This is a genomic window from Pseudomonas sp. L13 (assembly GCF_009935965.1).
GTDB classification, from domain to species: Bacteria; Pseudomonadota; Gammaproteobacteria; order Pseudomonadales; family Pseudomonadaceae; genus Aquipseudomonas; species Aquipseudomonas lactis.
Genome location: NZ_QODJ01000012.1, coordinates 47,430 through 72,284, shown reverse-complemented (window position 1 = coordinate 72,284; position 24,855 = coordinate 47,430). Strand labels below are relative to the sequence as shown.

The window sequence follows — 24,855 nt, the reverse complement described above, 5'->3', positions numbered from 1 at the left end:
GGCCGTTCATCAATCCCCCTGAGAACGGCCCGGACGAGGGGTTCCAGCCGGAGCTAGATATCCAGCATGGCCAGCACTTCCTTGGGGTAGCGCAGGCCTGCGGTTGCGTCGGCAGGGAAGGTTGCATCCAGCGCAGCCAGTTCGTCAGCGCTGAGGGAAATCGACACCGCCTCCACATTTTCTTGCAGGTAGGTGCGGCGCTTGGTGCCCGGAATCGGGATGATGTAGTCGCCTTGGGCCAATACCCAGGCCAGCGCCAGTTGCCCGGCCGTGACACCTTTGGCTGCCGCCAGGGTCTTGACCTGTTCTACCAGCTGCAGGTTTTTCGTAAAGTTCTCACCCTGAAAGCGCGGGCTGAAGCGCCGGTAATCATCGGCGCCGAAATCATCCGGGCTTTGCAGGGCGCCGGTGAGAAAACCTCGGCCCAATGGGCTGTACGGCACAAATGCGATACCCAGGCGTTGGCAGGTGGCGAGGCAGCCGTTGTCTTGCTGGTCACGGCTCCACAGCGAATATTCACTTTGCAGGGCGCTGATAGGATGGACCTTATGCGCCCGTTCCAGGGTAGCGGCGGATGCCTCGCTCAGGCCCAGATAGCGCACCTTGCCCTGTTTCACCAGGTCGGCCATGGCGCCGACGGTTTCTTCGATGGCTACGTCGGGGTCGATGCGGTGCTGGTAGTACAGGTCCAGCGTATCCACCCCCAGGCGTTGCAAGGTGCCGTTGATGGCATTGCGGATATAGTCGGGCCGGCCATTTACACCGCGCACCACCGGATTGGCAGGGTCGCGCACGATACCGAACTTGCTGGCCAGGAACACCTGGTCGCGCTTGCCGGCAATGGCCTTGCCGATCAGTTGCTCGTTGGTGTGCGGGCCGTACATGTCAGCGGTATCGAGAAAGTTGACGCCCAGTTCCAGGGCGCGGTGCAAGGTTGCGGTGGCTTCCGTGGTATCGGTGCCGGGGGTGTAGAAATCGGTCATGCCCATGCAGCCAAGGCCAATGGCAGACACATACGGGCCGTTTTTACCTAATTGTCGAGTGTGCATAGCGGAGCTCCTTGTGATGTGGCTCCCATTGTTACCCTTGGAAAAAGGCAGATAAACCAGCTAAAAGTGCTATCACTGTTCGCGATATCTAAACAATCTTCACAGGAGCATCCTCTTGGATCGTTTTAACGCCATGCGCGTGTTCACTCGGATTGTTGAACTGCGCGGGTTTGCCAAGGCCGCCGACAGCCTGCAATTGCCACGCGCCTCAGTGACGATCCTGATCAAGCAACTGGAGGCCCATCTCGGCGTGCAACTGTTGCAGCGCACCACACGCCACGTCAGCCTGACGCTGGATGGTGCGGCGTACTACCAGCGTTGTGTGCAATTACTGGCCGACCTGGAGGAAACCGAGGCAGTGTTTTCCACGCGGCGCCAGAACCCTCGGGGCGCGTTGAGCATCGATATGCCCTCAGGCATTGGTAGCTTGATTGTGATTCCAGCCTTGCCGACGTTCACCGCGCTGTACCCTCAGATCGAGTTGGAGATCGGCCTCAACGACCGCCCGGTGGACTTGATTCGCGAAGGCGTCGATTGCGTGTTGCGCGGTGGCCCGGCCTTGGACGAATCACTGGTGGCACGCCCCTTGGCGATGATGGAACAACTGACCCTGGCCAGCCCCGCTTACCTTGAGCGCAGGGGAACGCCCACTTGCCTGGCGCAGTTGGCGGGTCATCAGATGGTCGAGTACGTTTCCAGTGCCAGCGGTAAACGGTTTGGCCTGGAATTTGTGCTGGGCACCGAGTTGCGCCCGATCAACCTGCCGAAGGTGGTTGCCGTGAACAGCTCCGCCGGTTACTTCGCTGCGTGCGAAGCCGGCTATGGGCTGATCCAGGCGCCTCGATATCACGCCGTGCGTCAACTGGCCGAGGGCACGCTGATACAGGTGCTAGCCGATGTGGCAGTGCCGGAAATGGCGCTGACCGCGTTGTACCCACCCCATCGGCAGTTGTCGCAGCGGGTGCGGGTGTTTGTCGATTGGCTGGTGCAATTATGCGCGCGGCCCGGCACGGGTTTACAACGCTAGGCTTGCGCCCTGCGATAGGCCCCCGGCTGTTGCCCGGTGACTTTATGAAAAGCCCGGGTAAACGCAGCTACCGACTGATACCCGGCCGCCAGCGACACCTCGGCCACGGTCTGGTCCGCCTTGAGCAACCCACAGGCATGGCGCATGCGGATCATCAGCAGTACTTGCCCGGGTGACTGCCCGCTCAATTCGCTGAAGCGCTTGAAAAACGCCGAGCGCGAAAGCCCCGTACAGGCCGCCATGCTTTCCAGGCTCCAGGGCTCGGCGGGGCGGGCGATCAATTGCTCAAGCAAATGCGCAAACGCAGGAGCCCGGCCCAGCGCTGCCAGGCCGCCAAGCTCGGTGTTGTCGAGCACTTGCTGGCGCAACACATACAGGAACAGCAGGTGGCACAGGCGCTCCAGCAAAGCGGAAGAGGGCGCTGGCGTGCGTGCGCATTCTTGCAGGATCAGTTCGAACAGGTTGCGTGCAGCCATCAGCGACGGGTCGCCGGCACGCAGGATGATCCAACTGGGCAGGGTGTCGACAATCAGCGTCGACAAGCCGGATTGGAAGTGAAAGAAACCGCAGACTAATCCCACACCGTCGGTGGCCGTGCTGTCGAGGGGCAGCATCGCGCGGCGTGGGCACTCCTGGGCGCCGGCTGCCGTGGCTTGGCCGGACAGGCGAAAAGCGAAGTCACGCAGTAGAAACACCGCGTCACCATTATTCAGGTGTTGTGGCCTTGGATCGCCATCGATATGCAGCCAGCATTCGCCCTGCACGATCAAGTGGAAGCTCGCCTGTGCCAGGCCATGGGTGCTCGCGTGCCAGTCACCGCAATAGCGGCCGACGTGAAACAAACTGGTGTTGAGTTCGAGGCTATCTAATAACCAATCGACAAGAACATCGGACGAATTCATCTAATGGAAAGACTCAAGAGCAAGTAATCGCTACTTTAGCCTATTGAGCGCTTTTTTTAGAACCAACAGACTGGGGCATTCAAACCCAACAGGAGACCACTCCATGTCCCGTGTACCGTTGCTCACGCCTGAAACCGCTCCGGAAGCTGCCAAACCCTTCCTGGAAAACGCGCTCAAAGGCTCGGGTTTTATTCCTAACCTGCTGGGCGTATTGGCCAACGCACCGGCTGCGCTGGAAACCTACATCACCGTCTCCGGCTTGAATGCCAAGGCAGAACTGAGCCTGGCCGACCGTGAAGTGGTGCAATTGATTGCCGCCACCAGCCACGGTTGTGATTTCTGCGTCGCCGGGCACACCGCAGTTGCCCGCAACAAAGCCAAGCTGCCGGAGGAGGTGATCGAGGCCCTGCGCCGCCGCGGTGAATTGCCTGACGCGCGCTATGAGACACTCGCCGCCTTTACCCGAGAAGTGATCGCCACCCGTGGGGATGTGAGTGATGCGGGCTTTGAGGCATTCCGCGCCGCCGGCTACACCGACGGCCACGCGCTGGAAGTCATCCTGGGTGTCAGCCTGGCAACCCTGTGCAACTTCGCTAACGTGTTTGCCCGCACCCCGCTGAACCCGGAACTGGCGCAATACCGTTGGGAAAAACCGGCCAACTGATTCGGCGTTGGCCCACCTGCTGTAAAAGGAGAGACATGAATGCTTGACCCAATCTTGAGCCGTTGGCTCGATGTTCAAGCGCAGGCCCTGGACGTGGGCAGTTGCGATCCACAGGAAGTGCTGCCACGGTTGGCAGAAGCCAATATTCTGAAAATCGGCGTGCCCACCCAATTGGGCGGCCTGGGCGGTGATGTGGCGGGGGCGGTCGAGGCCATCGCCAATGTGGCCAGCCATTCCCTGGCGGCGGCGTTTGTGTGCTGGGGCCAGCGCTCGTTTATCGAGTACTTGCTGCAGAGCCCCAATCAGCGCCTGCGCGAGCAACTGATGCCAGACCTGCTCAGCGGCAAGTTAGCCGGGGCCACCGGGCTGTCGAATGCGATGAAGTTTCTGTCGGGTATCGAGACGTTGCAGATCAGCGCCGAGCCCAACGACCACGGTTGGACTCTCAACGGTCGGCTGCATTGGGTGACCAACTTGCGCAAGAATGGCTTTGTCGCTGCGGCGGCCATCGAGCATGCGGGCGGCGGCGCGCCGTTTATCCTGGCGATTCCGGATTCGGTGGCCGGGTTACAGCGTTCACGGGACCTGGAGCTGCTCGGGCTGCAATCGAGCAACACCGCAGCGCTTGGCCTGGAAGGCGTGGAGCTGAGTCGCGAGTGGTTGCTGCACGAGGATGCGCGCAAGTTCTTGCCAGCGGTACGCCCGGCGTTCCTGGGCTTGCAGTGCGGCATGTCGATTGGCTTGGCCCGGCGTTCGCTAGCCGAAGTGGCTCACCATTTGGGTGCCAGTCGCACTGTACTGCGCGAAGAGTTGGAAGCCCTGCGCGTGACCCTGGATCATCTGGTCAGCGAGCTTAAAAGCGGGCTGTTGGCCGGGCGTTTTACCGCCGAGCCCATACCGCTGTTCAAGCTGCGCATCGCCTTGGCCGAAACCGCCGCCAGCGCCGTGCAGCTTGAACTGCAAGCGAGCGGTGGCAAGGCCTATTTGACCGCCCACGGCAGCGGCTTTGCCCGGCGCTGGCGCGAGTCGGCCTTTGTGCCGATCGTAACGCCCAGCCTGGTGCAACTGCGTACCGAGCTGCATCGCCAGGCCAATCTATGAGCCAGGCGGTATTGACGGCCCAGGGTATTTGCCTGGGGTATGGGAGCGGGCCGGTGCTGCAAGGCTTCGACTTGCACTTGCAACCGGGTGAAGTGGTGTCGATCCTGGGCCCGAGCGGTGTGGGAAAATCCAGCCTGCTGCGGGTGCTGGCCGGCTTGCAGGCACCTCAGGCTGGCCGCGTGCAGGTGTTGGGCGAACCATTGAGCGGCCCGCATCCGCGCGTGGTGGTGGCTTTTCAAGACCCGAGCCTGTTGCCTTGGCTGACCCTGGAAAAGAACGTTGCCTTCGGCCTGGATTTCGCCCGCCAACCGCACTTGAGTGTTGAAGAGCGCCGCCGGCGTGTCGACCACGCCATTGCCGCGGTAGGGCTGGAACCTGCGCGTCAGCAGTTCCCGGCGCAATTGTCCGGTGGCATGGCCCAGCGCACGGCATTGGCTCGCTGCCTGGCGCGTCAGCCGCAAGTGTTGCTGCTCGACGAGCCCTTCGGCGCGCTGGATGAAGTGACTCGCGCCGATATGCAGCACCTGTTGCTCAAGGTCAATCGTGAGCAAGGCTCGGCGGCCGTATTGATCACCCACGACATCGACGAAGCACTGCTGCTGTCCGATCGCATCCTGCTACTGGGTAACCGCCCGGCGCGGACGTTGGGCGAGTGGGCTATTGATTTGCCGCACCCTCGAGAAGAACAGGTCGAGGCCATCGGCGCGCTGCGTATCGAGATTTTGAAAACCTTACGGCAGGCGAGCCGCCCTCAACCCCACCCCCTTGAACAACAGGAGTTTACCCATGTGTCTGGATGACCTGACCCACTCGCGCCGTGACTTTCTCAAACTTTCCGCTGTGCTCAGTGCCGCCGGCGCCTTGCCTCTGCTGAGCAGCTTGCAGGCACGTGCCGCCAACGAGCCCGACGCGCCGGTGCGCATTGGCTATCTACCTATCACTGACGCCACGCCACTGCTGGTGGCCCACAACAACGGCCTGTTCGAAGCCGAAGGCATCAAGGCCGAGCGCCCCGTGTTGTTGCGCAGTTGGGCCCAGGTAATCGAGGCGTTTATCTCCGGCCAGGTCAACGTGATACACCTGTTGTCGCCGATGACCGTATGGGCGCGCTATGGCAGTAAGGTGCCAGCCAAAGTGGTGGCGTGGAACCATGTGGGCGGATCCGGTTTGACCGTATCCCCAGGCATTACCGACGTGAAGCAACTGGGCGGCAAGTCGGTGGCGATTCCGTTCTGGTACTCGATCCATAACGTGGTGGTGCAGCAACTGTTCCGTGACAACGGCCTCACCCCGGTCACTCGCGCTACCGGCAGTTCGATTGCCGCCAATGAGGTCAACCTGATCGTGTTGCCGCCCTCGGACATGCCTCCGGCTTTGGCGAGCAAACGCATCGACGGCTACATCGTCGCCGAACCGTTCAATGCCTTGGCAGAAAACCTCAAGGTCGGTCGCGTGCAGCGCTTCACTGGCGACGTGTGGCGCAACCATGCCTGCTGCGTAGTGTTCATGCACGAACACGATCTGACCAACCGCCCGGAATGGTCGCAGAAAGTGGTGAACGCCATCGTCAAGGCCCAGGTGTGGACCCGAGACAACCGTGAAGAGGCGGTGAAGCTGCTGTCCAAGGATGGCCCGAACCGTTACACGCCCCATGCCGAACCGGTGTTGAGCAAAGTCCTGGCGCCGGCGGCCAGCGACCGCGCTGCCTATGTGGCCGACGGCGCGATCCAGCACGCCAACTGGGACGAGCATCGCATAGACTTTCAACCGTACCCGTTCCCCAGCTACACCGAAGAACTGGTGCGACGCTTGAAGGACACCTTGATAGAAGGCGACAAGAAGTTTCTCGCGGACCTGGACCCAGCCTTCGTGGCCAAGGACCTGGTGGACGACCGCTTCGTGCGCAAGGCGATCGAAGCCGTGGGCGGCATGCAGACCTTCGGTTTGCCAGACGGCTATGAGCGACACGAGGAGATTGGCGTTTGAACAACAGCAGAATCCCCGGCTGGTGGCTGGGGCTGAGTGGCTTGGCGGGGTTGTTGGTGCTGTGGTGGTTGGGCGTCAAAGTGTTTGGCGAGGCCGATGGCCTGTCGGCGCGCTTTTCCCTGGCGGCCACCGCCAGCAGCCTGTGGGAGTTGCTCGGGCGCGGTGAGTTGTACCTGCATATCGCCGTGAGCCTGAAGCGTATTTTTGTCGGGTTGTTTCTCGCGCTGTTGGTGGGCGTACCGCTCGGGTTGCTGGTGGGCAGTTCGCGTAACCTGGAGGCGGCGACCACGCCGGCGTTCCAGTTTCTGCGGATGATTTCGCCACTGTCGTGGATGCCTATCGTGGTGATGCTGATGGGCGTGGGCGACCAGCCAATCTACTTCCTGCTGGCCTTTGCCGCCGTCTGGCCGATCATGCTCAACACCGCAGCGGGCGTGCGTCAGCTCGACCCGCGTTGGTTGCAGTTGAGCAAGAGCTTGAGCGCGACGCGTTGGGAGACATTGCGTCGGGTGATCATTCCTGGCGTCGTCGGGCATGTGCTAACCGGCGTGCGCCTGGCTATCGGCATCCTGTGGATCGTACTGGTGCCCTGCGAAATGCTTGGGGTCAGTGCGGGGCTGGGGTATTACATCCTCGACACCCGTGATCGCCTGGCGTATTCGGAGTTGATGGCGATGGTGGTGGTGATCGGGGTGCTGGGGTTTGCGCTGGATGCGTTTGCGCGTTGGCTGCACCAGCGGTGGGTGCATGGCGGCTGAATGTGTTGAGGCCGCGATGTGAAGCAGACGGCAAGCCGTTGGGGCGCGTTGCCCCAACGGCTTGCCGAATGTCTACGCTTTTATGTCAATTTGCAAATCGCCCACGGTGTCATCACGGCTGAAGATTCTCGCAGAAGTATCGCGTGGCACGCCTGCCTTACGCCCCATACTCTGCGCGACATCGGACTTTTGATAGATGCCAATCCCGATGCCACCGGTTAGCTCTGCGATTCCCGGAACACCCTCGGCGGTATTCATGTGTGAGCGGCCGACCAAAACGACTGATTTTCCTCCGAGTTCGTTTTTCATGACTTGCCTGGCACCGTAATAATTCACTTCCTCAAGGCGCTGCTTGGACAATGCGATATAGGCGGGAGAGTCTTTTGGCAGTTTGCTCAGACCGTTGAAATAACCAGGGGTGTCTGAGTGCCGCGTCAGGTATTTATGTTCCAGCGGCATTAACTCTATTCCATACTTTTCGGCTTCTATTTTCAGTTCTGTATAGATCTTTTCACCCCCAGGTCTTTGCCTTAGAGAGTATAGGAACGAACGCTCGTCTATCAGGCCATACGCATCGAGTGTCGTACCTTCCAGGTAGATGGCGGTAACGCCATTCTCACTGAATGTTTTCATTCCATCGCGGAGTGCAATCAGGCTTGCCACTTCGCTGTGGTTTTCTCCCAGCACCAGCACATCCGTTTCTTTTAAAGCCTTCTCAAACGTCTGGTTCGGCGTCAGCGAGCCCTCGATATCAGGAACAGTGGCAGGCGGTGGCACCTTGCCTCTTGCCGCGTCTTGTAAGTAACCATTTTTCTCGAGCGTGAACTTCCCACGTGTGAACCGAATTCTGTCGGGAGTGAAATGATCAGGAATGAGAGCGCCATTGGTTTTTTGGCTTGTCGCATATTCGTCGTCAGGCAAGGGGACTCTGGCGACAGGCTTGGTGGGACGAGACGCTCTGCTCAGTGGATTATGACGTACGCCATTGCGGCTGCTCGTATTCAGGGTAGGCGAGGGCGGCATCAGTAGATCGACAGGGGAAAACTCCATGGCTGGACCATAGGGCTTTTCTGTGGTTGCGTCGTAGGCATACCACTTACCGTTGCGCTTTATGGCGGAACCTTGCACCACCTGTTCGCCTACCTTGAAGGTCCCGGTCGCAGCGGCTTCATAGCGGCTTGCGGCTCCCTTGAGGGAGCCCACCGCGCCAGCTATCGCTTCTGCGCCTTCGTAAATGATTTTGCCCGTTCCTTTTAGCAGATCGCCCACACCGTTCAACGGGTTCAGCTCCTTGAGCAGGGACGGCACCATGATTTTCGTCACCTTGAGTGCCTTGCTCGCCGCCGATCCAGCCGCACCCAGCACTTTGCCGAGCTTGGCCGCCATGCCGATGCCAGCCGTGACAAAACCGAAAACGTCCAGGGCGACGTCAGTGATCCCCTCGCCATAGTTGCCATCCATGAAGTTGACGATGGCGGAACGAAAGGGAATGAGGTTGAGCAAAAACTCTGTGATGTTGGACAGTGTTTCTTGATTAGCCTCAAAGGTCGTCGTTCCCGCAGCCGCTTTCTTGATAGCTGGGTTGTCCAGGTCCAATGCCTCGATCACGGAGTCTGCAATATGATGGCTGCGCGGGTTGAGGAGCATATAAGGCTGTGTGGCGCTGGCGGGTTGTTCGCGATCAAGCTCACTTTCCTTAAAACCACTCAGGTCAATCCTCGAAACCGGCACGGGTTTGCTCGGGAGGAGGTCGATGAGCGATTGCCAGCCGTCAACCTGTTTTGCTTTTTTTCTGTCTGGATAAAATGGCTCCTCCTTGATCACTTCGTTGGAGAACTTTACAGGGGGGGCCGGTGTTTTTCTGCTGCCCCGGCTTTGAATAACGCCGTTTACGGTATCGAATTCATAGGTAGTCATCTGCCCATTGTTTTGCGCGGTGACCAGGATGGTAGGGCTGGTATGAAACAAGGTGTCCCCTACGAAAGGGTACAGGCTGACCTTGTAGCTTTTCTCTTGAAAATAACTGAGTTTGCCCTCGGTCAAGTTTTTTCTATCTTCGGGCGGCAAGTTGCTGAGTGCGTTGAGGATCGAAGTTTTCTTGACGGTCTTGTGGTTGTTCAGGGCGGTTGAAAACGCATCCTCGAACGCGCGTTGAATGTTGAATGACGCACCTTTGGTGAACGCAATGACTGCATCAAGATCTACGCCGGTATTTTCTTTGGTGAGTTCCCAGCGGCCGTCCATCACCCGTTCTTCCATGACGATTTCCACTAGCGAGCGTGGCGCGCCAGGAGTATCGCCATTGTATTTGGAAAACATCTTGAGCTCGAAGTCCATGCCTGGGCCGAATGTCTTCAGCAGCAGGTCCAGCGCCATCTGTTTACGGCTTGGGAAACTCCCGCCGATGAGCGACGAGGCTTCTATCATTTTATCGAGTTGGGCCTTGAACAACGTCTGGGCTTTATCCAGGTCGGCTGGTTGGTAAAGGGCATCGTCCTTGGCCGGAAGAATGTCATTGGCCACTGCCCAGTCGAGCATCGTAGCCGCTTGCGCAGAGGCGGGGGCGGCGCCTGCTGTGTCGGCGGTGATCATCACTTCGGCAAACGACATAGTGGCAACCCGGCCTGGGGTCTTGGCTTCAATGGCTGCCGCCGCCATGCACAGGTTTGCCCACGCGGTGCTGCCGTACACCACTGAGTCAGGGATGTTCTTGACCAGCAAATGCGGGGCTGCGCGGCTGAGTAACAGGTGTGCGGCCGCCCCTGCCAGTTCCGGTGATTCGCGACCCGTGTCAATCAAGTGTTGGCGCAGGCTGTAGACGATGGTCGAAAGCCGTTGGCCCCAATGTTTTTTGTGCGCCAGGTCGAAACCTGCCACATGGTTTCGCTGGGGCGCCGTCAACGACTCTGGGTCGAGCATTAATTGAATCGCCGCCAGTGCGTAGTCGTTTGCGCTGGAGTCCGTTGCAATGCCTTCCATTTTGGTTTGCAGGGTCTGGCCCAGGGCCTGACCATCCTTGGAACTGATCAGGGTTTCGAGCACCTTGACCGGGTCCTCCAGTGCTTGGTCGGAGAGCTGCAGGTTTCTGCTCAAATGTTCCAATACGCCGCGCTTGGGGCTCTCCTGCGGTAGCTCAGGATCGCTGTGTGCATGTTCGACGGCGGCCACGCGCAGCGTTTTTTGTTGATCGAGACTCAAGGGAATTGGCCAGGACAAGCCTCCTGCGAAATTACCCAAGGGGTGTTGCTGTGCCCGCGCCTTTGCGGTTTGCGCTAATGCCAATATGTCGTCCACTGTCTTGGGCAATGGCAAGCCATTTTCAGTGAGGAACGCTTCCAGGGTTACGGACATGCCAGGTGTCCGTATATAGGATTGGTAATGGGCGGAGTCTGGCGCGATGTTCATCGGCGTTTTTTTCAGGATGGCCGACACGTCGCGCTCTGTGGGGTTTTCCGGCAAGGTCTGGACAGATTCGTTGAGTTTTTGCGCCAGGTAGCGCCAGTTTTTCTGATTCCCCAGGTTTTGATCCAGCGCCTGGCGTGCGTCAATGCTGCGTGATGGGCTGTCCAGCCATTGCTCACGTGCCTCCAGAGCGTTGCTGCCGTCGAAATGCGGCCCCAGGTCTGCGGCTTCATGCAGGTCTGTCTCAGTCAATAGGTGTCGCCAGGGGTCGACCAGTTTTGGTTCGACGCTGTCCGGGTCATACAGCGCTTGCAGTGTGTTGCTCACCTGTTGGCGCTGACGCGCCAGCAACTGCGGCACGCCTGCGGCGATAACGTCGGCCTCCACCGGCGAGAGATTCTGGTTCAATTGATTTTTCCAGTCACCCTTCAGGCCTTGCTGAACCTCTATCGGCAGGCCCTGTAACAATTGCTCTGCGGCCTCGGGATTGTCATTGATACGTTGACGCAGCGCCGCAAGTGCCTTGGCCGGGCTGTCGAAAGTTTCGTAGCCATTACGGGGGGTGTAGAGCACTGTCAGCCCTTGTTGTTGGCCAGGTGACAAGGTACGGTCGGTTTGCGCACTATTAAATGGCCGTGTCGCTGACGAACCATCGCTGCTGGTGATCAGGAAGGCGCCCGCCAGCAGGCTTCCGGCGGGGCTTGGCACCTGGAGCTTGAGCGGGTAGACACCAGGTCGTTCTCCATCTTTCATCGCGCTTTCCCGAGCCTCCAGGGTCGGGTATTCGAATGCCTTGTCGATCAACGATTTGGCGGCGGGCGTCAACGCTCCGTCTTCGACTCCCAAGGCCGCCAGGGTGGAGAGCATCTCGCGGTGAATACCCAACAACTCGTTCTGGGGCGACTCAGGGTTGGGTTCACCTGTACGAGGTTCGGTCCAGAATCGGGCAAGGCTCAGGGGCAGTTCTTTTTCGATGGCGTGTGCAATTGAAAGCAGGGTGTCGCGAGTCTGCAATTGCTGGGTGCTTTCGCTTGGCGAGTCGCTGCGGTAAAAGCCGACTTCCATGCCGACGATACTGGTCGAGGGCTCAGCGTCCGGAGATGTCTTGAGTTGGCGCAACGCATTGAATAGCGCCTCGGTGATGCCTTCCACCGAGACCAACGTGCGCTGGCCCTGCTCATCGGTGTGATAGCGGTGTACATACAGCGATGAGACGTCCACGGGAGGCGTAATGCCTAAACTGCGGGCGAGTTGCTGCTCGATAACACTGCTGAGCGTCGGCTGGCGTAGCAGCAGTGCCTGGATGTCCTGATTGAGTTGCTGGTATTGATTGAGCAACAGGCGTTGATCAGTTATTTGCAGGCCCTTGATCAGGTCAGAGCGAATCGCGCTGGCCGGCGCGATAGCCTCTACCTCAGGAGCAGAAGCGGCGTGGGCCAAGGGTGACATCTGTGGGGTGTGAGAAGCCTGGGCGGTTTCTTCGCTGGAGACGTTCCGGCGCAGGCGAGGGTGGGCGATACCTGTAATCAAGTGAGTTATCCCGATGACATTGGCCCAGGCGTCCTGATGGTAATCCGAGGGATGATTCTTCCTTAGTTGGGCCTCGGATAATTGGGGTGAAAGCGTCGGAAGGTTCCGAGCAGGCCCGCTGAAATGTTATTTACGAATATGTACCGCCTGTGGCGGCAATGCAGGGCTGCCCAGCTTGCCGCACGCAGTGTGTACGCAGGGTCAGGTAAATTTGGCGGAGGGGATCAGCGCCGTTCGTAACCGCGGCCGCCGTCATCGTGGTGATCATGCCAACCACCGCCGCGCGGGAAGAAGAAGCAGCCGCTGATGCTCAGCATGATCAGAAGGGGAACTAGCAGCACGAGTCGTCGAAGCATTTAATGATCCTCAAGGGAGCCTTACAGAGTCAGTCAGGCGTCGGACAAGCCAAAACTATTGATCGCCTGTAACATAAGACCCCGCCGACCCCGTGCCATCCCCAGAATTGGGTATGTGCTTGGCATGCACGGCGATACACAGTGGATACACTCTTCAGGTTCAGGAACTTGTCATGACCCAAAAGCAACGCTTGAAATACTCGCTTCTGATTGCCCTTGCGGTACTGGGCGCGATGTTCGGCCTGTCTTATCTGCAGAGCACAGGTGTGATCAGCGAAAAAACCTTTCAGTACCTGGCGATCGCGATTGCCGTGGTCGTCGTGGTGATCAACGGCATCATGCGCCGCAAGGTCAAGCCTAACTTCTGACGGGCGTCAGTCAGGCACGGCTTTCAAGGACCTTGGCAGCCTCTTCATGGAGGCTGTAGCTCTTGTCCGCGTTCAGGGTGATCACGCCTTCGCTGCACAGACGCTTGAGCACCTCGCGCACGCTGAGAAACGACAACGGAATGCCCAGCTCCAGCAAGTGGCTGTGTACGCCTCGGACCCCGAGAGTGCGCTGGTTGTCGGCGGCAGTGAGGAGGGCGTCGATGACCTTCAGCCGGATCAGGCTGGTGCGCAAACCGAAACACTTGAGCAAATGGCGGATGCGCTGGTTGCCCTGCTGTTCGGGCGCGTTGCCGAACGCCCGTGTCTCGTTGCCAAAGTGAGTATCTTTGGCCTTTGAATGTCCATCCGTGGGCACTTGAGGGTTATACATGCAAAAACTCCTTTTCAGAGCCTGATCAGGAAAAAGATGGTGCTCTTGAGTAATAAGACGAACGAGTGACGCAAATCATGAAACGGCGGATGTAGAAAATTTGTCGGTATCGGGTTTGTCACTTTTCAAGCGCTGACGATATACAGCCGTGTGCGGCTAAATTATTCCGGTCGATGTGCGTTCTTACGGTGGGGTAACCATCCCGCGTGAGGGTGTTCAATTTGACTGTGGAGTCGGCGTGATTATTTCCAACGGGTTGTCCAGAGTGGGCGTGGCAGGGCTGTTGCTGGGGCTGAGCCTGGCCGCATCGGCACGGGAACAAATGACGCAGGCGTCGGCGGATATCCGCCGTACCAGTTATGGCGTGCCGCATATTCGTGCCGTTGATGAGCGTGGCCTGGGGGTGGGGATGGGGTACGCCTATGCCCAGGACAACCTGTGCTTGTTGGCCAATGAGGTGACCACGGTCAATGGCCAGCGCGCCAGGTTTTTCGGTCCGGACCAGGCGACCCTGGAAGAGCGCAACAACCTCGCCAGCGATGTGTTCTTCAATTGGCTGAATACACCCGAGGCCGTGGCGGCATTCTGGAAAGCCCAGACGCCAGCGATGCAACAACGCCTCGAAGGGTATGTGGCCGGCTACAACCGTTATCTCAAGGAGCAGGGTGCACCCGCACAGTGCCAGTCCGCGTGGGTACGGCCCTTGGTAGTGGAAGACCTGGTCAAGTTGACCCGTAGGCTATTGGTAGAAGGAGGTGTCGGCCAATTCGCCGAAGCCTTGGTCGGGGCTGCGCCACCCCAAGCCACCGCCGGCGTGCAATCCAGCGCCAAAGCCTTTGCACTGGCCGCAGCCAACCAGCAACGCTTCACCCTGGACCGAGGCAGCAATGCCGTTGCCGTGGGCCGTGACCGCTCATTCAATGGCCGTGGCATGCTGCTGGCCAACCCGCATTTTCCTTGGGTGGGCGGCATGCGTTTTTACCAGATGCACCTGACCATCCCTGGCCAGTTGGATGTGATGGGCGCCGCACTGCCAGGGCTGCCCGTGGTGAACATCGGTTTCAACCAGCATGTGGCGTGGACCCATACCGTGGACACGTCCAAACATTTCACCCTGTACCGTCTGACCCTCGACCCCAAGGACGCCACCCGTTACCTGCTGGACGGCAAGTCCATCCCCTTGGATAAAACGGCGGTAACGGTACAGGTCAAGCAAGCCGACGACAGCCTCAAGGCCGTGACCCACACCGTCTACAGCTCGCAGTTCGGCCCCGTGGTGCAATGGCCCGGCAAGCTCGACTGGAACAGCCGCTACGCCTTCAGCCTGCGCGACGCCAACCTGGGCAACGACCGGGTGCTGCAACAGTGGTACGCCATGAACCGCGCCGCCAGCCTCAAGGAATTGCAAACCTCGGTGCACACCCTGCAAGGCATCCCCTGGGTCAACACCCTGGCCGCCGATGATCAGGGCCAGAGCCTGTACATGAACCTGTCGGTGGTGCCCAACGTCAGCGCCGCCAAGCTGGCAACCTGCAGCGACCCACGGGCCGGGCTGCAAATGATCGTGCTCGATGGCGCCCACAGCGCCTGCGCCTGGGACATCGACCCGCGCGCGGCCCAGCCCGGTATCTTCCCGGCCGACCAGTTGCCCCAACTGCAACGCACCGACTATGTGCAGCACTCCAATGATTCTGCCTGGATGGCCAACCCCAAGGCGCCGCTGAGCGGCTTCTCGCCGGTGATCAGCCAGGACAACATCGGCCTGGGCCCACGCGCGCGCTTCGCGCTCCAGCGCCTGCAAGCCCTTGAGCAGCAGCCGATCAGCGTCACCGACCTGCAAAACATGGTCATGGACAACGAGGTGTACCTGGCGGGCCAAGTCATGCCCGACCTGCTGACGTTCTGCGCCAATCAACTCGGCGCCGACGCCGCTGCACTGCAACCTTTGTGCACCAGCCTGAAAAACTGGGACCAGCGCGCCAACCTCGACAGCGGCGTGGGCCTGGTGCACTTCATCAACCTGATGCAGCACTTGCAGCAACTCCCGGGCGCCTGGCGCGTGGCCTTCGACCCGGCCTACCCACTGACCACTCCAAGCGGCCTAGCCATCGACCGCGCCCCGGTCGCCAAGGCCCTGCGCGAAGCCATGCTGGCCTCCAGCGCAGAAGTGGGCAAACTGGGCCAGACCCGCTGGGGCGATATCCAAGTCTGCGGCCAAACCCCAATGCACGGCGGCCCGCAAGAATTGGGCATCTACAACGCCATGCAAACCGTGTCCCGCGCCGATGGCAAGCGTGAAGTTGTCAGCGGCACCAGCTACCTGCAAATCGTCAGCTTCGACGACAAAGGCCCCAACGCGGTCGGCGTACTGGCCTTCTCCGAGTCCAGCAACCCGGCGTCCGCCTATTCAAAGGACCAGACCCAAGCCTTCTCCGAGAAAAAACTGCACCCATTGCCCTTTACCGAGGACCAGATCAAGGCCGACCCGCAGTACCACATCCACACGGTCAAGGAGTAGGGCAGACACACAACCCCTTGATGCCAAGACAGAATATTTTTTGAAATCAAGGGGTTGCAGGCCTAGGCAAATGAGTACATAATGGCGCCCATCGAACGCAACGAAGCATTAAAAACTTCAATGTATTCAATGAGTTAGAGTAGAGGCAAGCTTCACATAGCCCACTCAAGTTTGTATGCGGTGAATGTCAGCAACCAGGGCATTGATCGTTTGAGGCCGAGTAGCAAAATGGTTATGCAGCGGATTGCAAATCCGCCTACGCCGGTTCGATTCCGACCTCGGCCTCCACTCTTAGAAGCCCCGTAGATTAACGTCTACGGGGTTTTTTATTGCCTGGGATTTGCCAGCACTTCCAACGCCCCGTGAAACTGAACCAAACAAATGATGTCCGATTGCTATCGGCCAAGGAAGAGGTCCGCCAAGCGCGCATTGGGTCTACGCTCAGTAAAGCCTCACGCGACCTCCTCACGCCGTTTTAGCCGCGCGCTTATCCTGCCAGCGCAGGAAACGCCCGCACTCATCAAAGCTGACAGAGTGACCCATGAAACAAAAAATTCTTCTTGTAGCCGTGTGTGCTGCACTCATCCAAGGCTGTGCCGCCCCTTCCAAAAGCCATGAAGAATCACCTTCGATGCCAACTACCTCAGCCGCTGTAGCCCAGCCAATCTTATCTGCTTATGACTGGAACCTGGTCTCGGCAACGGATGCGTCGGGCAAGCCTCTCGTGGCGATGAACAAAGGCATTGAGCGCAAGTTGCGCGTTGCCTTCAGTGACAACAACCTGAGCATCAGCGGTGGCTGCAATCGTCAGTTCGGCGGCTATCAGTATCAGGACGGGGTTCTGAAGGTTCAGCCACTGGCCTCTACGTTGATGGCGTGTGACAAGAGCCTGATGGACCTTGACGCCCAGGTAGGACGGCTGTTCAAGGGCGATCTGCGCGCTGTAATCACCGGCGACAACAGCGCGCCGATGCTGCAACTGACGACAGTGGATGGCTCGGTGCTCAAGCTGCAAGGCGAGGCCACTCCGCAGACCCGCTACGGCAGCGAGGGTGAGGTCAAGTTTCTGGAAGTGGCGGCCAAGACGGTCAAGTGCAGCCACCCTCTGATCCCGAACTATCAATGCCTGCAAGTGCGCGAGCGCCGCTATGACGACGCGGGCCTGCAACTGGCGACCCAAGACGCTTGGCATCCGCTGTACCAGCCTATCGAAGGCTTTGTGCATCACGACGGCGTGCGCACTGTGCTGCGGGTCAAGCAGTACGAATGGAAGAATCCGCCAGCGGATGCGCCTTCGACGGTCTACGTGTTGGATATGGTGGTCGAGCAGGACGCTTCTGGCAGCAAGTAAGCGAACAGAAACCCCGTAGATTAGCGTCTACGGGGTTTTTTATTGTCTGTGATTTATGCGTTTTTTCGACGAGTGACACGTCTAGATCAAGGGTTCTAGCTCGATCGGGGGTTGTCACGTGCGGATTTGCCGACTACTCTGAAAATGTTTGAATTATTACAAACAATTTCGGTGTGGCTGTTTTTCGGTCACACGGCTTCAGGACGAGGAACGAAAAATGTTTTCACATGAAGGTACTGCACTAGAGCTGTTGGTCTTGGTTTTTGGCGTCACTGGGGTGTTGTTGGTCGCCTGGTTTATTCACCATCAATACGAGCTCAGGTCGCGCAAGCATGTAAAAAAACAACATGCCTCTGGCCAGCAACGTGAAGCTCAAAGCCGCTAACCGTCCCTTCACCTGTGCCAGCCTTTACGGCTGGCCTCAGAATCCGGCTTTCAATGGTCTGCAAGGTTTTCCCGAGCCCACTGCTCGGCAGTGGTGACCGGAATCGACTGCTGCTCGTTGAAGGTGGCCGCCTTAGGCCAGGCCACACCCTTGCCTTGTGCGAATACGGCACGGTACTTCTTGATGTGGTGCGTGGGGTCTTTTTCCAGTGCCTGCATGAGGTAGTCAACCGTCCACACGTTGCGCTTGAAGGGGCGATCCAGAACACGCTCCAGCATGCTTGCCACCTGCCCATACGTCACGGTGTCGCCGGCCAGGTAGACAATCTGATTGCGCAGGCGCGGTTCGAAGAACACGATTTGCGCTGTCAGCGTACCGATGTCGTCCGGTGTGGTGAGCGTCACGCTGTTCTCCAGACTGCCCAGGGCGTTGACTGTGTGGTTGTCGAAATCGACGACCTCGAACACCGGCTCGAACAGGAAGCTGGTGAACATGCCTGTCGAGATGATGACCCATTCAGTGTTGTCCTGGGCGCGCAGCAACTCGCGCACATCGAGCTGAGCATCGAACAGATCCTGAGGGCTGCCCCGGCCAATCACGTCGAAATCCACGCCGAACTGCCACGGGAAGTAGCGCTTCACGCCGGACTTGAGTGCGGCGGTCGCCAGCTTCATCGGGGTTTCTCGGCCCGCGACCATGCCCGCGCAGCCGATCACGGTATCGAAGCGTGCGAAGACCTTGGCAAGTTGATCGATTGAGTCGTTCACCAGGTCTGCGGCGACCATCTGGATGCCCAGGCCGCGCAGCTCATCGATCTCTACCTTTTTTTCGGGCACTTGCGTGTTGATGGTCGACTCCCTGAGCAACACGCTGAGGGTGGAGCCGGGCGCGCGTTTGGCCTCGCGTGCCAGGTTGCGCAAAACCGGTAGGCCGAGTTCGCCGGCGCCTAGAACGAGGATCGATTGAGAGGGAAGTGGGGTCATTTCAGGCATGATTTCTCCGCAGACCTGTTGGCGATAAGATGAGCCCATGCTGGCATGATTCGGCAGCGCTCATAAGAAGGCACACGTGTGATACCAGGGGTAGAAATGACCGATCATGAAACGCTCAGCCAGGCAGAAGTGATATGCCAGTCGCTAAGGGAGGAGGACGATGGCGTCAGGCGTGAAGTCCTTGCTCACGCCGGTAGCCGCTGGGCATTGGGCATCCTGCATGCGCTGGGTGTGTACGGTGCGATGCGTCATGCCGAGATAAAACGGCAGATGACGGGGGTAACTCAGCGTATGTTGACCAAGACGCTACGCGCCATGGAGCGCGACGGCCTGTTGGTTCGGCGCGAGTTCGGTCAAATTCCGCCCCGCGTTGAGTACGAGCTGACGCCACTGGGCAGGGAGCTTTTGATTCGCATGTCGCCTATCTGGACCTGGGTGGTGGAAAACGTGGAGGACTTTCGTAAGGCTCGGCGTATTTTCGACAGTCAGGAGGGCAAAAAACCGGCATGGCAGGTTCCCACACCGATTCCCGATGCGCCTCGGTAAGCGCAACTTCTCGATGAAGGCTGTACAAGTGTATGCCTCGATCCACCCCTAGCTGTACGGGGCGCAGCGGGCCATAACCCACTACTGTCGCAGGCACGTCACCACCGCTTGGATGCCGCGCCATGTTCATGTCTACCAGCCTGTTATCAGCCTTCGTGCTGTTCGCTTTTGTCTCTTCGATCACCCCTGGGCCCAACAACACCATGTTACTGGCCTCAGGCGTGAATTTCGGCTTTCGCCGTTCGATGCCCCATGCACTGGGGATCAGTATCGGCTTTATGTTGTTGGTGATCTGTGTGGGGCTGGGCTTGGGCGAGGTGTTCAAGCTGTTCCCGTGGGCCTATACGCTGTTGCGTTATGTCGGCGCCGCGTATTTGTTGTACCTGGCGTGGAAGATTGCCAATGCGGGCGGCATGTCTGACAACCCGGATGAACACGGCAAGCCGATGACCTTCCTCGGTGCGGCAGCGTTCCAGTGGGTCAACCCCAAGGCGTGGATCATGGCGCTGGGGGCGATCACTACCTACACGCCTGCCGAGGGTTATGTCACCAATGTGCTGGTGATCGCGCTGGTATTTGCAGTGGTCAACCTGCCGAGTGTGTGCGTGTGGGTGGGGTGTGGCAGCGGCTTGCGTAACCTGTTGCGTGAGCCGCGCTGGTTACGGATGTTCAACTGGTCCATGGCCGGGCTGTTGGTGCTGTCGCTGTATCCGATGCTGTTTGTGGGCTGAGTAAGTAGCCACGATGCGAAGCGAGCCGCTCGGCTTTTGATCTTGCTCTTGATCTGAAGCGCCCCGTTAAACCCCGCTGGCCGAACGCAGGCTTGAATTCGTGGGTAACCCGGCAGGACGCAGGGTTAGCCGCCCCGCGCCATGGATGGCGCGTGGCGGCGGCCCACGGATTCAAGTCTGCGTTCGGGCACACCGAGCCAAGGCGAGGTGCCGAGGGGTGGGGCAAGAGCCCTTTGGTTACTTTGGGCTGGGCCGGCATTCCGGCTCTTTTCCAAAGTGACCCGCCGTCAGGCGGAACCCTAAGTGGCCGTTACCGCAGCAATGGATATGCACACAATCCAACTGTGTTGCCTGTCAGGCCGCCTTCGCGAGCAAGCCCGCTCCCACAGTTTGGATCGTGGGGTGTCATGTAGATAGATGTCGGCTGTGAGGCCGCCATCGCAGGCAAGCCAGCTCCCACAGTTGGATCGGGGGCGTCAGGTAGATAGGCGTCGGATGTCAGGCCGTCACGGGAGCAAGCTCCCTCGCCACAGGGGCAGCAGCGCGGGCTTAGACCGGCGAGATGGTCGCCAACATGCCGATGCCAATGGTCAGCACCAAAAAGCCAAACAGGAAAATTGCCATCTTGGTCATAAGGCCTCCGAGGGGAAGGGGACGACAGGAATGTCGGGATGGGGCTATTGTCCGCCTCAAGCGGTTTTCAATACAGGCGCAGATTGAAAAGAAAAAACCGTATCAGATCACCGCGCAGCGCCTGGGCCGTGGCTTTTCAAGCGAACAGTTTTTATCAAGATCAGCGCCATGGCCGCGGCCCGCCTTGAGCGTCACCTGAGACAGACACGGCATTTGCCCCTAAGATAGCGCCCACTGCACAACAATAAGCGTGGGCCGACCCTCGATGGAAAGACGCCAGTTCAGCGGTGGCATGCAAGGCAAGAACCTGCGCTACCTCAGTGATAACCCCCAGCAATCAACCTCGGTCACCCGCGTCGGTTTCCTGCTGCTCGAACACTTCTCCTTGCCGGCCTTTACCCAGACCCTCGACACGCTGGTGACCGCCAACCTGTTGCGCCCCGATCTGTTCGCTACGCGCACCTTCGGTTGGGGTGAGGGCGAAGTCATCAGCGATCTGGGCCTGGTCATTCGCCCGGATGCGAACCTGATGCTGGCGACCTTGCAGGACTTGGACCTGTTGGTGATCTGCGGTGGTTTTCGTACCGAACTCAAGGCCAGCGAGCCCTTTATCCAATGGCTGCGCAGCGCGGGTGAAGCGGGCGTGCGCCTCGCCGGTTTGTGGAACGGTTCCTGGTTCCTCGGGCGTGCGGGGCTGCTGCAGGGTTACCGCTGTGCCATCCACCCCGAACATCGCCCGGCGCTGGCCGAAGTGTCCAAGGCGGCGCAGGTCACCAGCGAACCCTATGTGATCGACCGCGACCGCCTCACAGCGTCCAGCCCCTCGGGGGCTTTTCATATGGCTTTGGACTGGATCAAGAGCCTGCATGGCAAAGCGTTGGTCGAAGGTATCGAAGATATCCTGGCGTTCGAAGAGTCGCGCTACCGCCGTATCAAACCGACTGAAAACATGTGTGTCAGCGCGCCACTGCGCGAGGTGGTGAAGCTGATGGACGCCAACCTCGAAGAGCCTCTGGAACTCGATCAACTCGCCGTCTACGCCGGCCGTTCCCGCCGCCAGTTGGAGCGCCTGTTCAAAGAACAGCTGGGCACCACGCCGCAACGCTACTACATGGAATTGCGCGTCACTGAGGCACGACGCCTGTTGCAGCACACCGAGTTATCCCAGGTGGATGTGCTGGTGGCGTGCGGGTTTGTCTCGCCGAGCCATTTCAGCAAATGCTACAGCGCGTATTTCGGCTATCGCCCCTCCAAGGAGAAGCGGTTGGTCAAGTAGCCTACATTTGGTTTTCGGCGTTTTCAAAAACGATCCAGCCGATAAGGCTGTAGCTCTGGCACCCGCTCACCCGCCGCGAGCTGTCCAACCCGCTCGGCCGTCACCGCCGCCTGTGTCAGCCCCAGATGCTGGTGACCGAACGCGAGCAGTACCTTGCCCTCGCACACCCGGTCAATGATCGGCAGCGAGTCGGGCAGGGAAGGGCGAAACCCCATCCAGGGCGTGGCTTCGCTGTCGCTCAAGTCGTGTCGGAACAGCCCTTTGCTCAACCGGTGCAGCTGCCAGGCGCGTTGCATATTGGCCGGGCGGTCGAGGCCGGCGAATTCGACCGTACCGGCCAGTCGCAGGCCACCGGTCATGGGCGTCATGATGAACTTGCGCTCCAGCGAAGTGACCGCGAATGGCAGGCGCTGTTGTTCGTGGGGCAGCATCAGGTGGTAACCGCGTTCGGTGTCCAGTGGCACCTGTTTGCCGGTGAGTGCGGCGGTGAGTTTGGCCGAATGGGCGCCGCAGGCGATCAGCACTTGCTGCGCTGTCATTACGCCTTGGTCGGTCATCAGGGAAACGCCGCTGCCCTCCAGGCGCGCATCCAGAACGCGTTGCTGAAGAAATCGCACCCCCTCGGCCTTGGCCGCGTTCACCACTTCGTCAACCACCGTGTACGGGTCCAGAAAGTGCCCGGTAACGGGAAAGAACAAACCGCCTTGTATCGCGTCGCTCAGTTGCGGCGCAGCCTTGCGCACGGCATCGCCGCTCCAGAAGTCCACGGCGACGCCTTGCTGGGTCATGCGGTGCTGTAATGCATCCAATGCAGCGCGGGATTCGGCGCGCTCAAATACCAATAGCGAACCGTCTTCACGCAGCAATTGTGTTTGACCAATCGATTGCAGCAAGCGTTGCCACGCGCCCAGGCTGCCTTCGTTCAGCGCGCGAAGGCCCGCCACGGTGCGCTGATAACGCGTTGGCCGCAGGTTGAGCAACAGGCGGATAAACCAGGGCAGGGCGCGGGGCAGGTAGGCCCAGTCCAGGCGCAGCGGGCCCATGGGGTCCAGGAGCATGGCGGGCAAGCGCTTGAGGATCGACAGGTCGGCGATGGGGAACACTTGCTCCGTTGCCAGGTGGCCGGCGTTGCCGTAGGAGGCGCCCATGCCGGGTGCCTGGGCGTCGACCACTACGACTTGGCGACCTTGGCGTGCCAACTGCAAGGCGCAGGCGACGCCGATAATGCCGGCGCCGACCACTACGATGTCTGCTTGATTGGGATCGGCCATGGTTAAGCTTCTCGCTGGCCGTCGAGCAGGCGCCGCAGCCGCAGCGGGTTGTCGTGCTGCAGGGCAGTGGGCAGCAAGGCGTCCGGGAAATCCTGGTAACACACCGGGCGCAGAAACCGCAGGATCGCCGCCGTGCCCACCGAGGTGCTGCGGGCATCCGAAGTCGCCGGAAAGGGCCCGCCATGCACCATGGCGTCGCACACCTCTACGCCAGTCGGCCAGCCGTTCACCAGCAGGCGCCCAGCCTTGCGCTCCAGCACCGGCAGCAGTGCCCGGGCCTGTGGCAGGTCGTGGTCATCTATATGCAGGGTGGCGGTGAGTTGACCTTCCAGGTGCTCGGACACCTGGCGCATCTGCTCGACATCGCGGCACTCCACCACCAGCGAGGCGGCGCCAAAGACTTCGGCTTGCAGGTGTTCATTGTTCAGAAATGCTTCGGCCTGGGTCACGAACAGATGGGCCTGGCCCTGGTTCGGCCCCGTCGCTGGCGAGCCCTTGGCGGCAATGTTGGCGTGCTGGGCCAGGGTCTTCACGCCGTTTTCATAGGCGTTGAAGATGCCCGGTGTGAGCATGGTTTGGGATGGGCAACCCGAGAGCCGGTCACTGGCTGACTGAATGAAGCGGTCCAGAGCGACGCCTTGCAGGGCAATCACCAGGCCAGGGTTGGTGCAGAACTGGCCGGCGCCTTGGGTCAGCGACGCCACGAACCCTTCGGCCATGGCTTCACTGCGGGCTTCAAGCGCGGCAGGAAACAGGTACACCGGGTTGATCGAGCTCATTTCCGCGTACACCGGAATCGGCTCCGGGCGTGCCTGTGCCGCTTGGCACAGGGCAATGCCGCCACTGCGCGAACCGGTGAAGCCCACAGCCTTGATGCGCGGGTCGCTCACCAGTGCGATACCCACCTCGTTACCCGCACCGTAGAGCAGTGAAAACACACCCTCCGGCAAGCCGCAGTGTTTGACCGCCTGGGCAATGGCGCGGCCCACCAGTTCGCTGGTGCCGGGGTGCGCGTTGTGCGCCTTGACGATCACCGGGCAACCGGCGGCGAGTGCCGATGCGGTATCACCGCCCGCCACGGAGAAGGCTAGGGGGAAGTTGCTGGCACCGAACACCGCTACCGGGCCGAGGGCGATATGGCGCTGGCGCAGGTCGCCACGGGGCAGGGGTTGGCGCTGGGGCTGTGCAGTATCGACGCGCACGTCGAGCCATTCGCCCAGGCGCACGGTGCGGGCAAAAGCGCGCAGTTGCCCGCAGGTACGGCCGCGTTCACCTTCAATGCGTGCGCGAGGCAAGCCGGTTTCGGCGCAGGCGCGTTCGATCAACTCATCGCCCAAGGCCTCGATGTGGGTGGCGATGGTTTCAAGCAATGTGGCGCGCTCTGCCAAGGTGGTTTCGCGGTAAGCGTCAAACGCGGCCCACGCGAGTGCGCAGGCCTGTTCGACGTGCTGCTCATCCCCGCCAGCGTAGGCGGGTTCCAGTGGGGTGTGGGTGGCGGGGTTGATCGCCCGGATCGCATCGCGATGGCCGGAGATGGATTGCTGACCGATCAGCATCTTGCCTGTCAGAGTCATGGTGAAATCCTGGAAAACAGAGGGGCGGTGTAGGAGCGAGCTTG

The 24,855-nt window shown here is 59.9% G+C and carries 21 protein-coding genes and 1 tRNA gene; 14 read left to right on the top strand and 8 right to left on the bottom strand.

The features are described 5' to 3' along the window. Nucleotides 1-53: 53 nt before the first annotated feature. Nucleotides 54-1,049 (bottom strand): aldo/keto reductase, encoded by a 996-nt coding sequence (locus DK871_RS09355; RefSeq protein WP_161904811.1) that lies wholly within the window; start codon nucleotides 1,047-1,049, stop codon nucleotides 54-56. Between the two features lie 115 nt (nucleotides 1,050-1,164). Between DK871_RS09355 and DK871_RS09350 the strand changes: the two genes are divergently transcribed. Next, nucleotides 1,165-2,076: a LysR family transcriptional regulator gene (locus tag DK871_RS09350; protein ID WP_161904810.1), complete on the top strand. Its 912-nt coding sequence runs from the start codon at nucleotides 1,165-1,167 to the stop codon at nucleotides 2,074-2,076. Here the strand turns inward: DK871_RS09350 and DK871_RS09345 are convergent. After that, nucleotides 2,073-2,978 (bottom strand): AraC family transcriptional regulator, encoded by a 906-nt coding sequence (locus DK871_RS09345; protein WP_161904809.1) that lies wholly within the window; start codon nucleotides 2,976-2,978, stop codon nucleotides 2,073-2,075. The genes DK871_RS09350 and DK871_RS09345 overlap by 4 nt on opposite strands. Before the next feature lie 103 nt (nucleotides 2,979-3,081). Between DK871_RS09345 and DK871_RS09340 the strand changes: the two genes are divergently transcribed. Genes DK871_RS09340 through DK871_RS09320 form a run of 5 tightly spaced genes read left to right on the top strand, consistent with a single transcriptional unit; the run spans nucleotide 3,082 to nucleotide 7,487 of the window. After that, nucleotides 3,082-3,642: a carboxymuconolactone decarboxylase family protein gene (locus DK871_RS09340; RefSeq protein WP_032897108.1), complete on the top strand. Its 561-nt coding sequence runs from the start codon at nucleotides 3,082-3,084 to the stop codon at nucleotides 3,640-3,642. Between the two features lie 39 nt (nucleotides 3,643-3,681). Further along, a complete protein-coding gene (locus DK871_RS09335) occupies nucleotides 3,682-4,743 on the top strand; it encodes an acyl-CoA dehydrogenase family protein (RefSeq protein WP_161904808.1) in 1,062 nt (353 codons plus the stop codon). Then, entirely contained in the window at nucleotides 4,740-5,543 is an 804-nt protein-coding gene (locus DK871_RS09330; RefSeq protein ID WP_161904807.1) for an ABC transporter ATP-binding protein, read from the top strand. Before DK871_RS09335 ends, DK871_RS09330 begins: the two co-directional genes overlap by 4 nt. Further along, nucleotides 5,530-6,729: an ABC transporter substrate-binding protein gene (locus tag DK871_RS09325; protein WP_161904806.1), complete on the top strand. Its 1,200-nt coding sequence runs from the start codon at nucleotides 5,530-5,532 to the stop codon at nucleotides 6,727-6,729. Before DK871_RS09330 ends, DK871_RS09325 begins: the two co-directional genes overlap by 14 nt. After that, nucleotides 6,726-7,487: an ABC transporter permease gene (locus DK871_RS09320; protein WP_161904805.1), complete on the top strand. Its 762-nt coding sequence runs from the start codon at nucleotides 6,726-6,728 to the stop codon at nucleotides 7,485-7,487. The genes DK871_RS09325 and DK871_RS09320 overlap by 4 nt, the downstream gene beginning before the upstream one ends. Before the next feature lie 72 nt (nucleotides 7,488-7,559). On the opposite strand, the gene DK871_RS09315 is transcribed toward DK871_RS09320, so the two are convergent. Further along, complete coding sequence (locus tag DK871_RS09315; protein ID WP_256677421.1) at nucleotides 7,560-12,419, bottom strand: membrane-targeted effector domain-containing toxin; 4,860 nt, start codon at nucleotides 12,417-12,419, stop codon at nucleotides 7,560-7,562. A gap of 224 nt (nucleotides 12,420-12,643) precedes the next feature. After that, nucleotides 12,644-12,775: a hypothetical protein gene (locus DK871_RS29040; RefSeq protein ID WP_256557817.1), complete on the bottom strand. Its 132-nt coding sequence runs from the start codon at nucleotides 12,773-12,775 to the stop codon at nucleotides 12,644-12,646. 173 nt (nucleotides 12,776-12,948) lie between these two features. On the opposite strand from DK871_RS29040, the gene DK871_RS09310 reads away from it, so the two are divergent. Continuing rightward, entirely contained in the window at nucleotides 12,949-13,143 is a 195-nt protein-coding gene (locus tag DK871_RS09310) for a hypothetical protein (protein ID WP_161904804.1), read from the top strand. A 10-nt stretch (nucleotides 13,144-13,153) separates the two neighbouring features. On the opposite strand, the gene DK871_RS09305 is transcribed toward DK871_RS09310, so the two are convergent. Continuing rightward, nucleotides 13,154-13,534, bottom strand: a complete 381-nt coding sequence (locus tag DK871_RS09305; protein WP_161904803.1) for a fe2+ zn2+ uptake regulation protein — start codon at nucleotides 13,532-13,534, stop codon at nucleotides 13,154-13,156. 238 nt (nucleotides 13,535-13,772) lie between these two features. Here DK871_RS09305 and DK871_RS09300 point away from each other — a divergent pair, with 238 nt between their 5' ends. From DK871_RS09300 to DK871_RS28595, 4 genes are all read left to right on the top strand, one after another. Continuing rightward, nucleotides 13,773-16,052 (top strand): acylase, encoded by a 2,280-nt coding sequence (locus DK871_RS09300; protein ID WP_161904802.1) that lies wholly within the window; start codon nucleotides 13,773-13,775, stop codon nucleotides 16,050-16,052. Between the two features lie 214 nt (nucleotides 16,053-16,266). Beyond that, nucleotides 16,267-16,340 (top strand) — tRNA-Cys (locus DK871_RS09295). 343 nt (nucleotides 16,341-16,683) lie between these two features. Next, entirely contained in the window at nucleotides 16,684-17,403 is a 720-nt protein-coding gene (locus DK871_RS09290) for an META and DUF4377 domain-containing protein (protein WP_256677420.1), read from the top strand. Between the two features lie 217 nt (nucleotides 17,404-17,620). Further along, nucleotides 17,621-17,788, top strand: a complete 168-nt coding sequence (locus DK871_RS28595; protein WP_177327566.1) for a hypothetical protein — start codon at nucleotides 17,621-17,623, stop codon at nucleotides 17,786-17,788. A gap of 50 nt (nucleotides 17,789-17,838) precedes the next feature. Here DK871_RS28595 and DK871_RS09285 read toward each other — a convergent pair whose 3' ends face one another. Continuing rightward, nucleotides 17,839-18,780, bottom strand: coding sequence for an aromatic alcohol reductase (locus tag DK871_RS09285; RefSeq protein WP_161904800.1), 942 nt, complete (start codon nucleotides 18,778-18,780; stop codon nucleotides 17,839-17,841). A 96-nt stretch (nucleotides 18,781-18,876) separates the two neighbouring features. Here DK871_RS09285 and DK871_RS09280 point away from each other — a divergent pair, with 96 nt between their 5' ends. From DK871_RS09280 to DK871_RS09270, 3 genes are all read left to right on the top strand, one after another. Next, nucleotides 18,877-19,326, top strand: coding sequence for a helix-turn-helix domain-containing protein (locus DK871_RS09280; RefSeq protein WP_161904799.1), 450 nt, complete (start codon nucleotides 18,877-18,879; stop codon nucleotides 19,324-19,326). Between the two features lie 122 nt (nucleotides 19,327-19,448). Continuing rightward, nucleotides 19,449-20,057 carry a LysE family translocator gene (locus DK871_RS09275; RefSeq protein WP_014718583.1) on the top strand — a complete coding sequence of 203 codons (609 nt, stop codon included), beginning with the start codon at nucleotides 19,449-19,451 and terminating at the stop codon, nucleotides 20,055-20,057. A gap of 925 nt (nucleotides 20,058-20,982) precedes the next feature. Beyond that, complete coding sequence (locus tag DK871_RS09270; RefSeq protein ID WP_044274164.1) at nucleotides 20,983-21,966, top strand: GlxA family transcriptional regulator; 984 nt, start codon at nucleotides 20,983-20,985, stop codon at nucleotides 21,964-21,966. A gap of 23 nt (nucleotides 21,967-21,989) precedes the next feature. Here the strand turns inward: DK871_RS09270 and DK871_RS09265 are convergent, their stop codons facing one another. Both DK871_RS09265 and DK871_RS09260 read right to left on the bottom strand, forming a co-directional pair. Further along, complete coding sequence (locus DK871_RS09265) at nucleotides 21,990-23,237, bottom strand: FAD-binding oxidoreductase (RefSeq protein ID WP_161904798.1); 1,248 nt, start codon at nucleotides 23,235-23,237, stop codon at nucleotides 21,990-21,992. 2 nt (nucleotides 23,238-23,239) lie between these two features. Continuing rightward, the gene (locus DK871_RS09260) at nucleotides 23,240-24,811 is read right to left on the bottom strand and encodes an aldehyde dehydrogenase (NADP(+)) (RefSeq protein WP_161904797.1); all 1,572 of its coding nucleotides are present in this window, start codon (nucleotides 24,809-24,811) and stop codon (nucleotides 23,240-23,242) included. Between the last annotated feature and the right edge of the window lie 44 nt (nucleotides 24,812-24,855).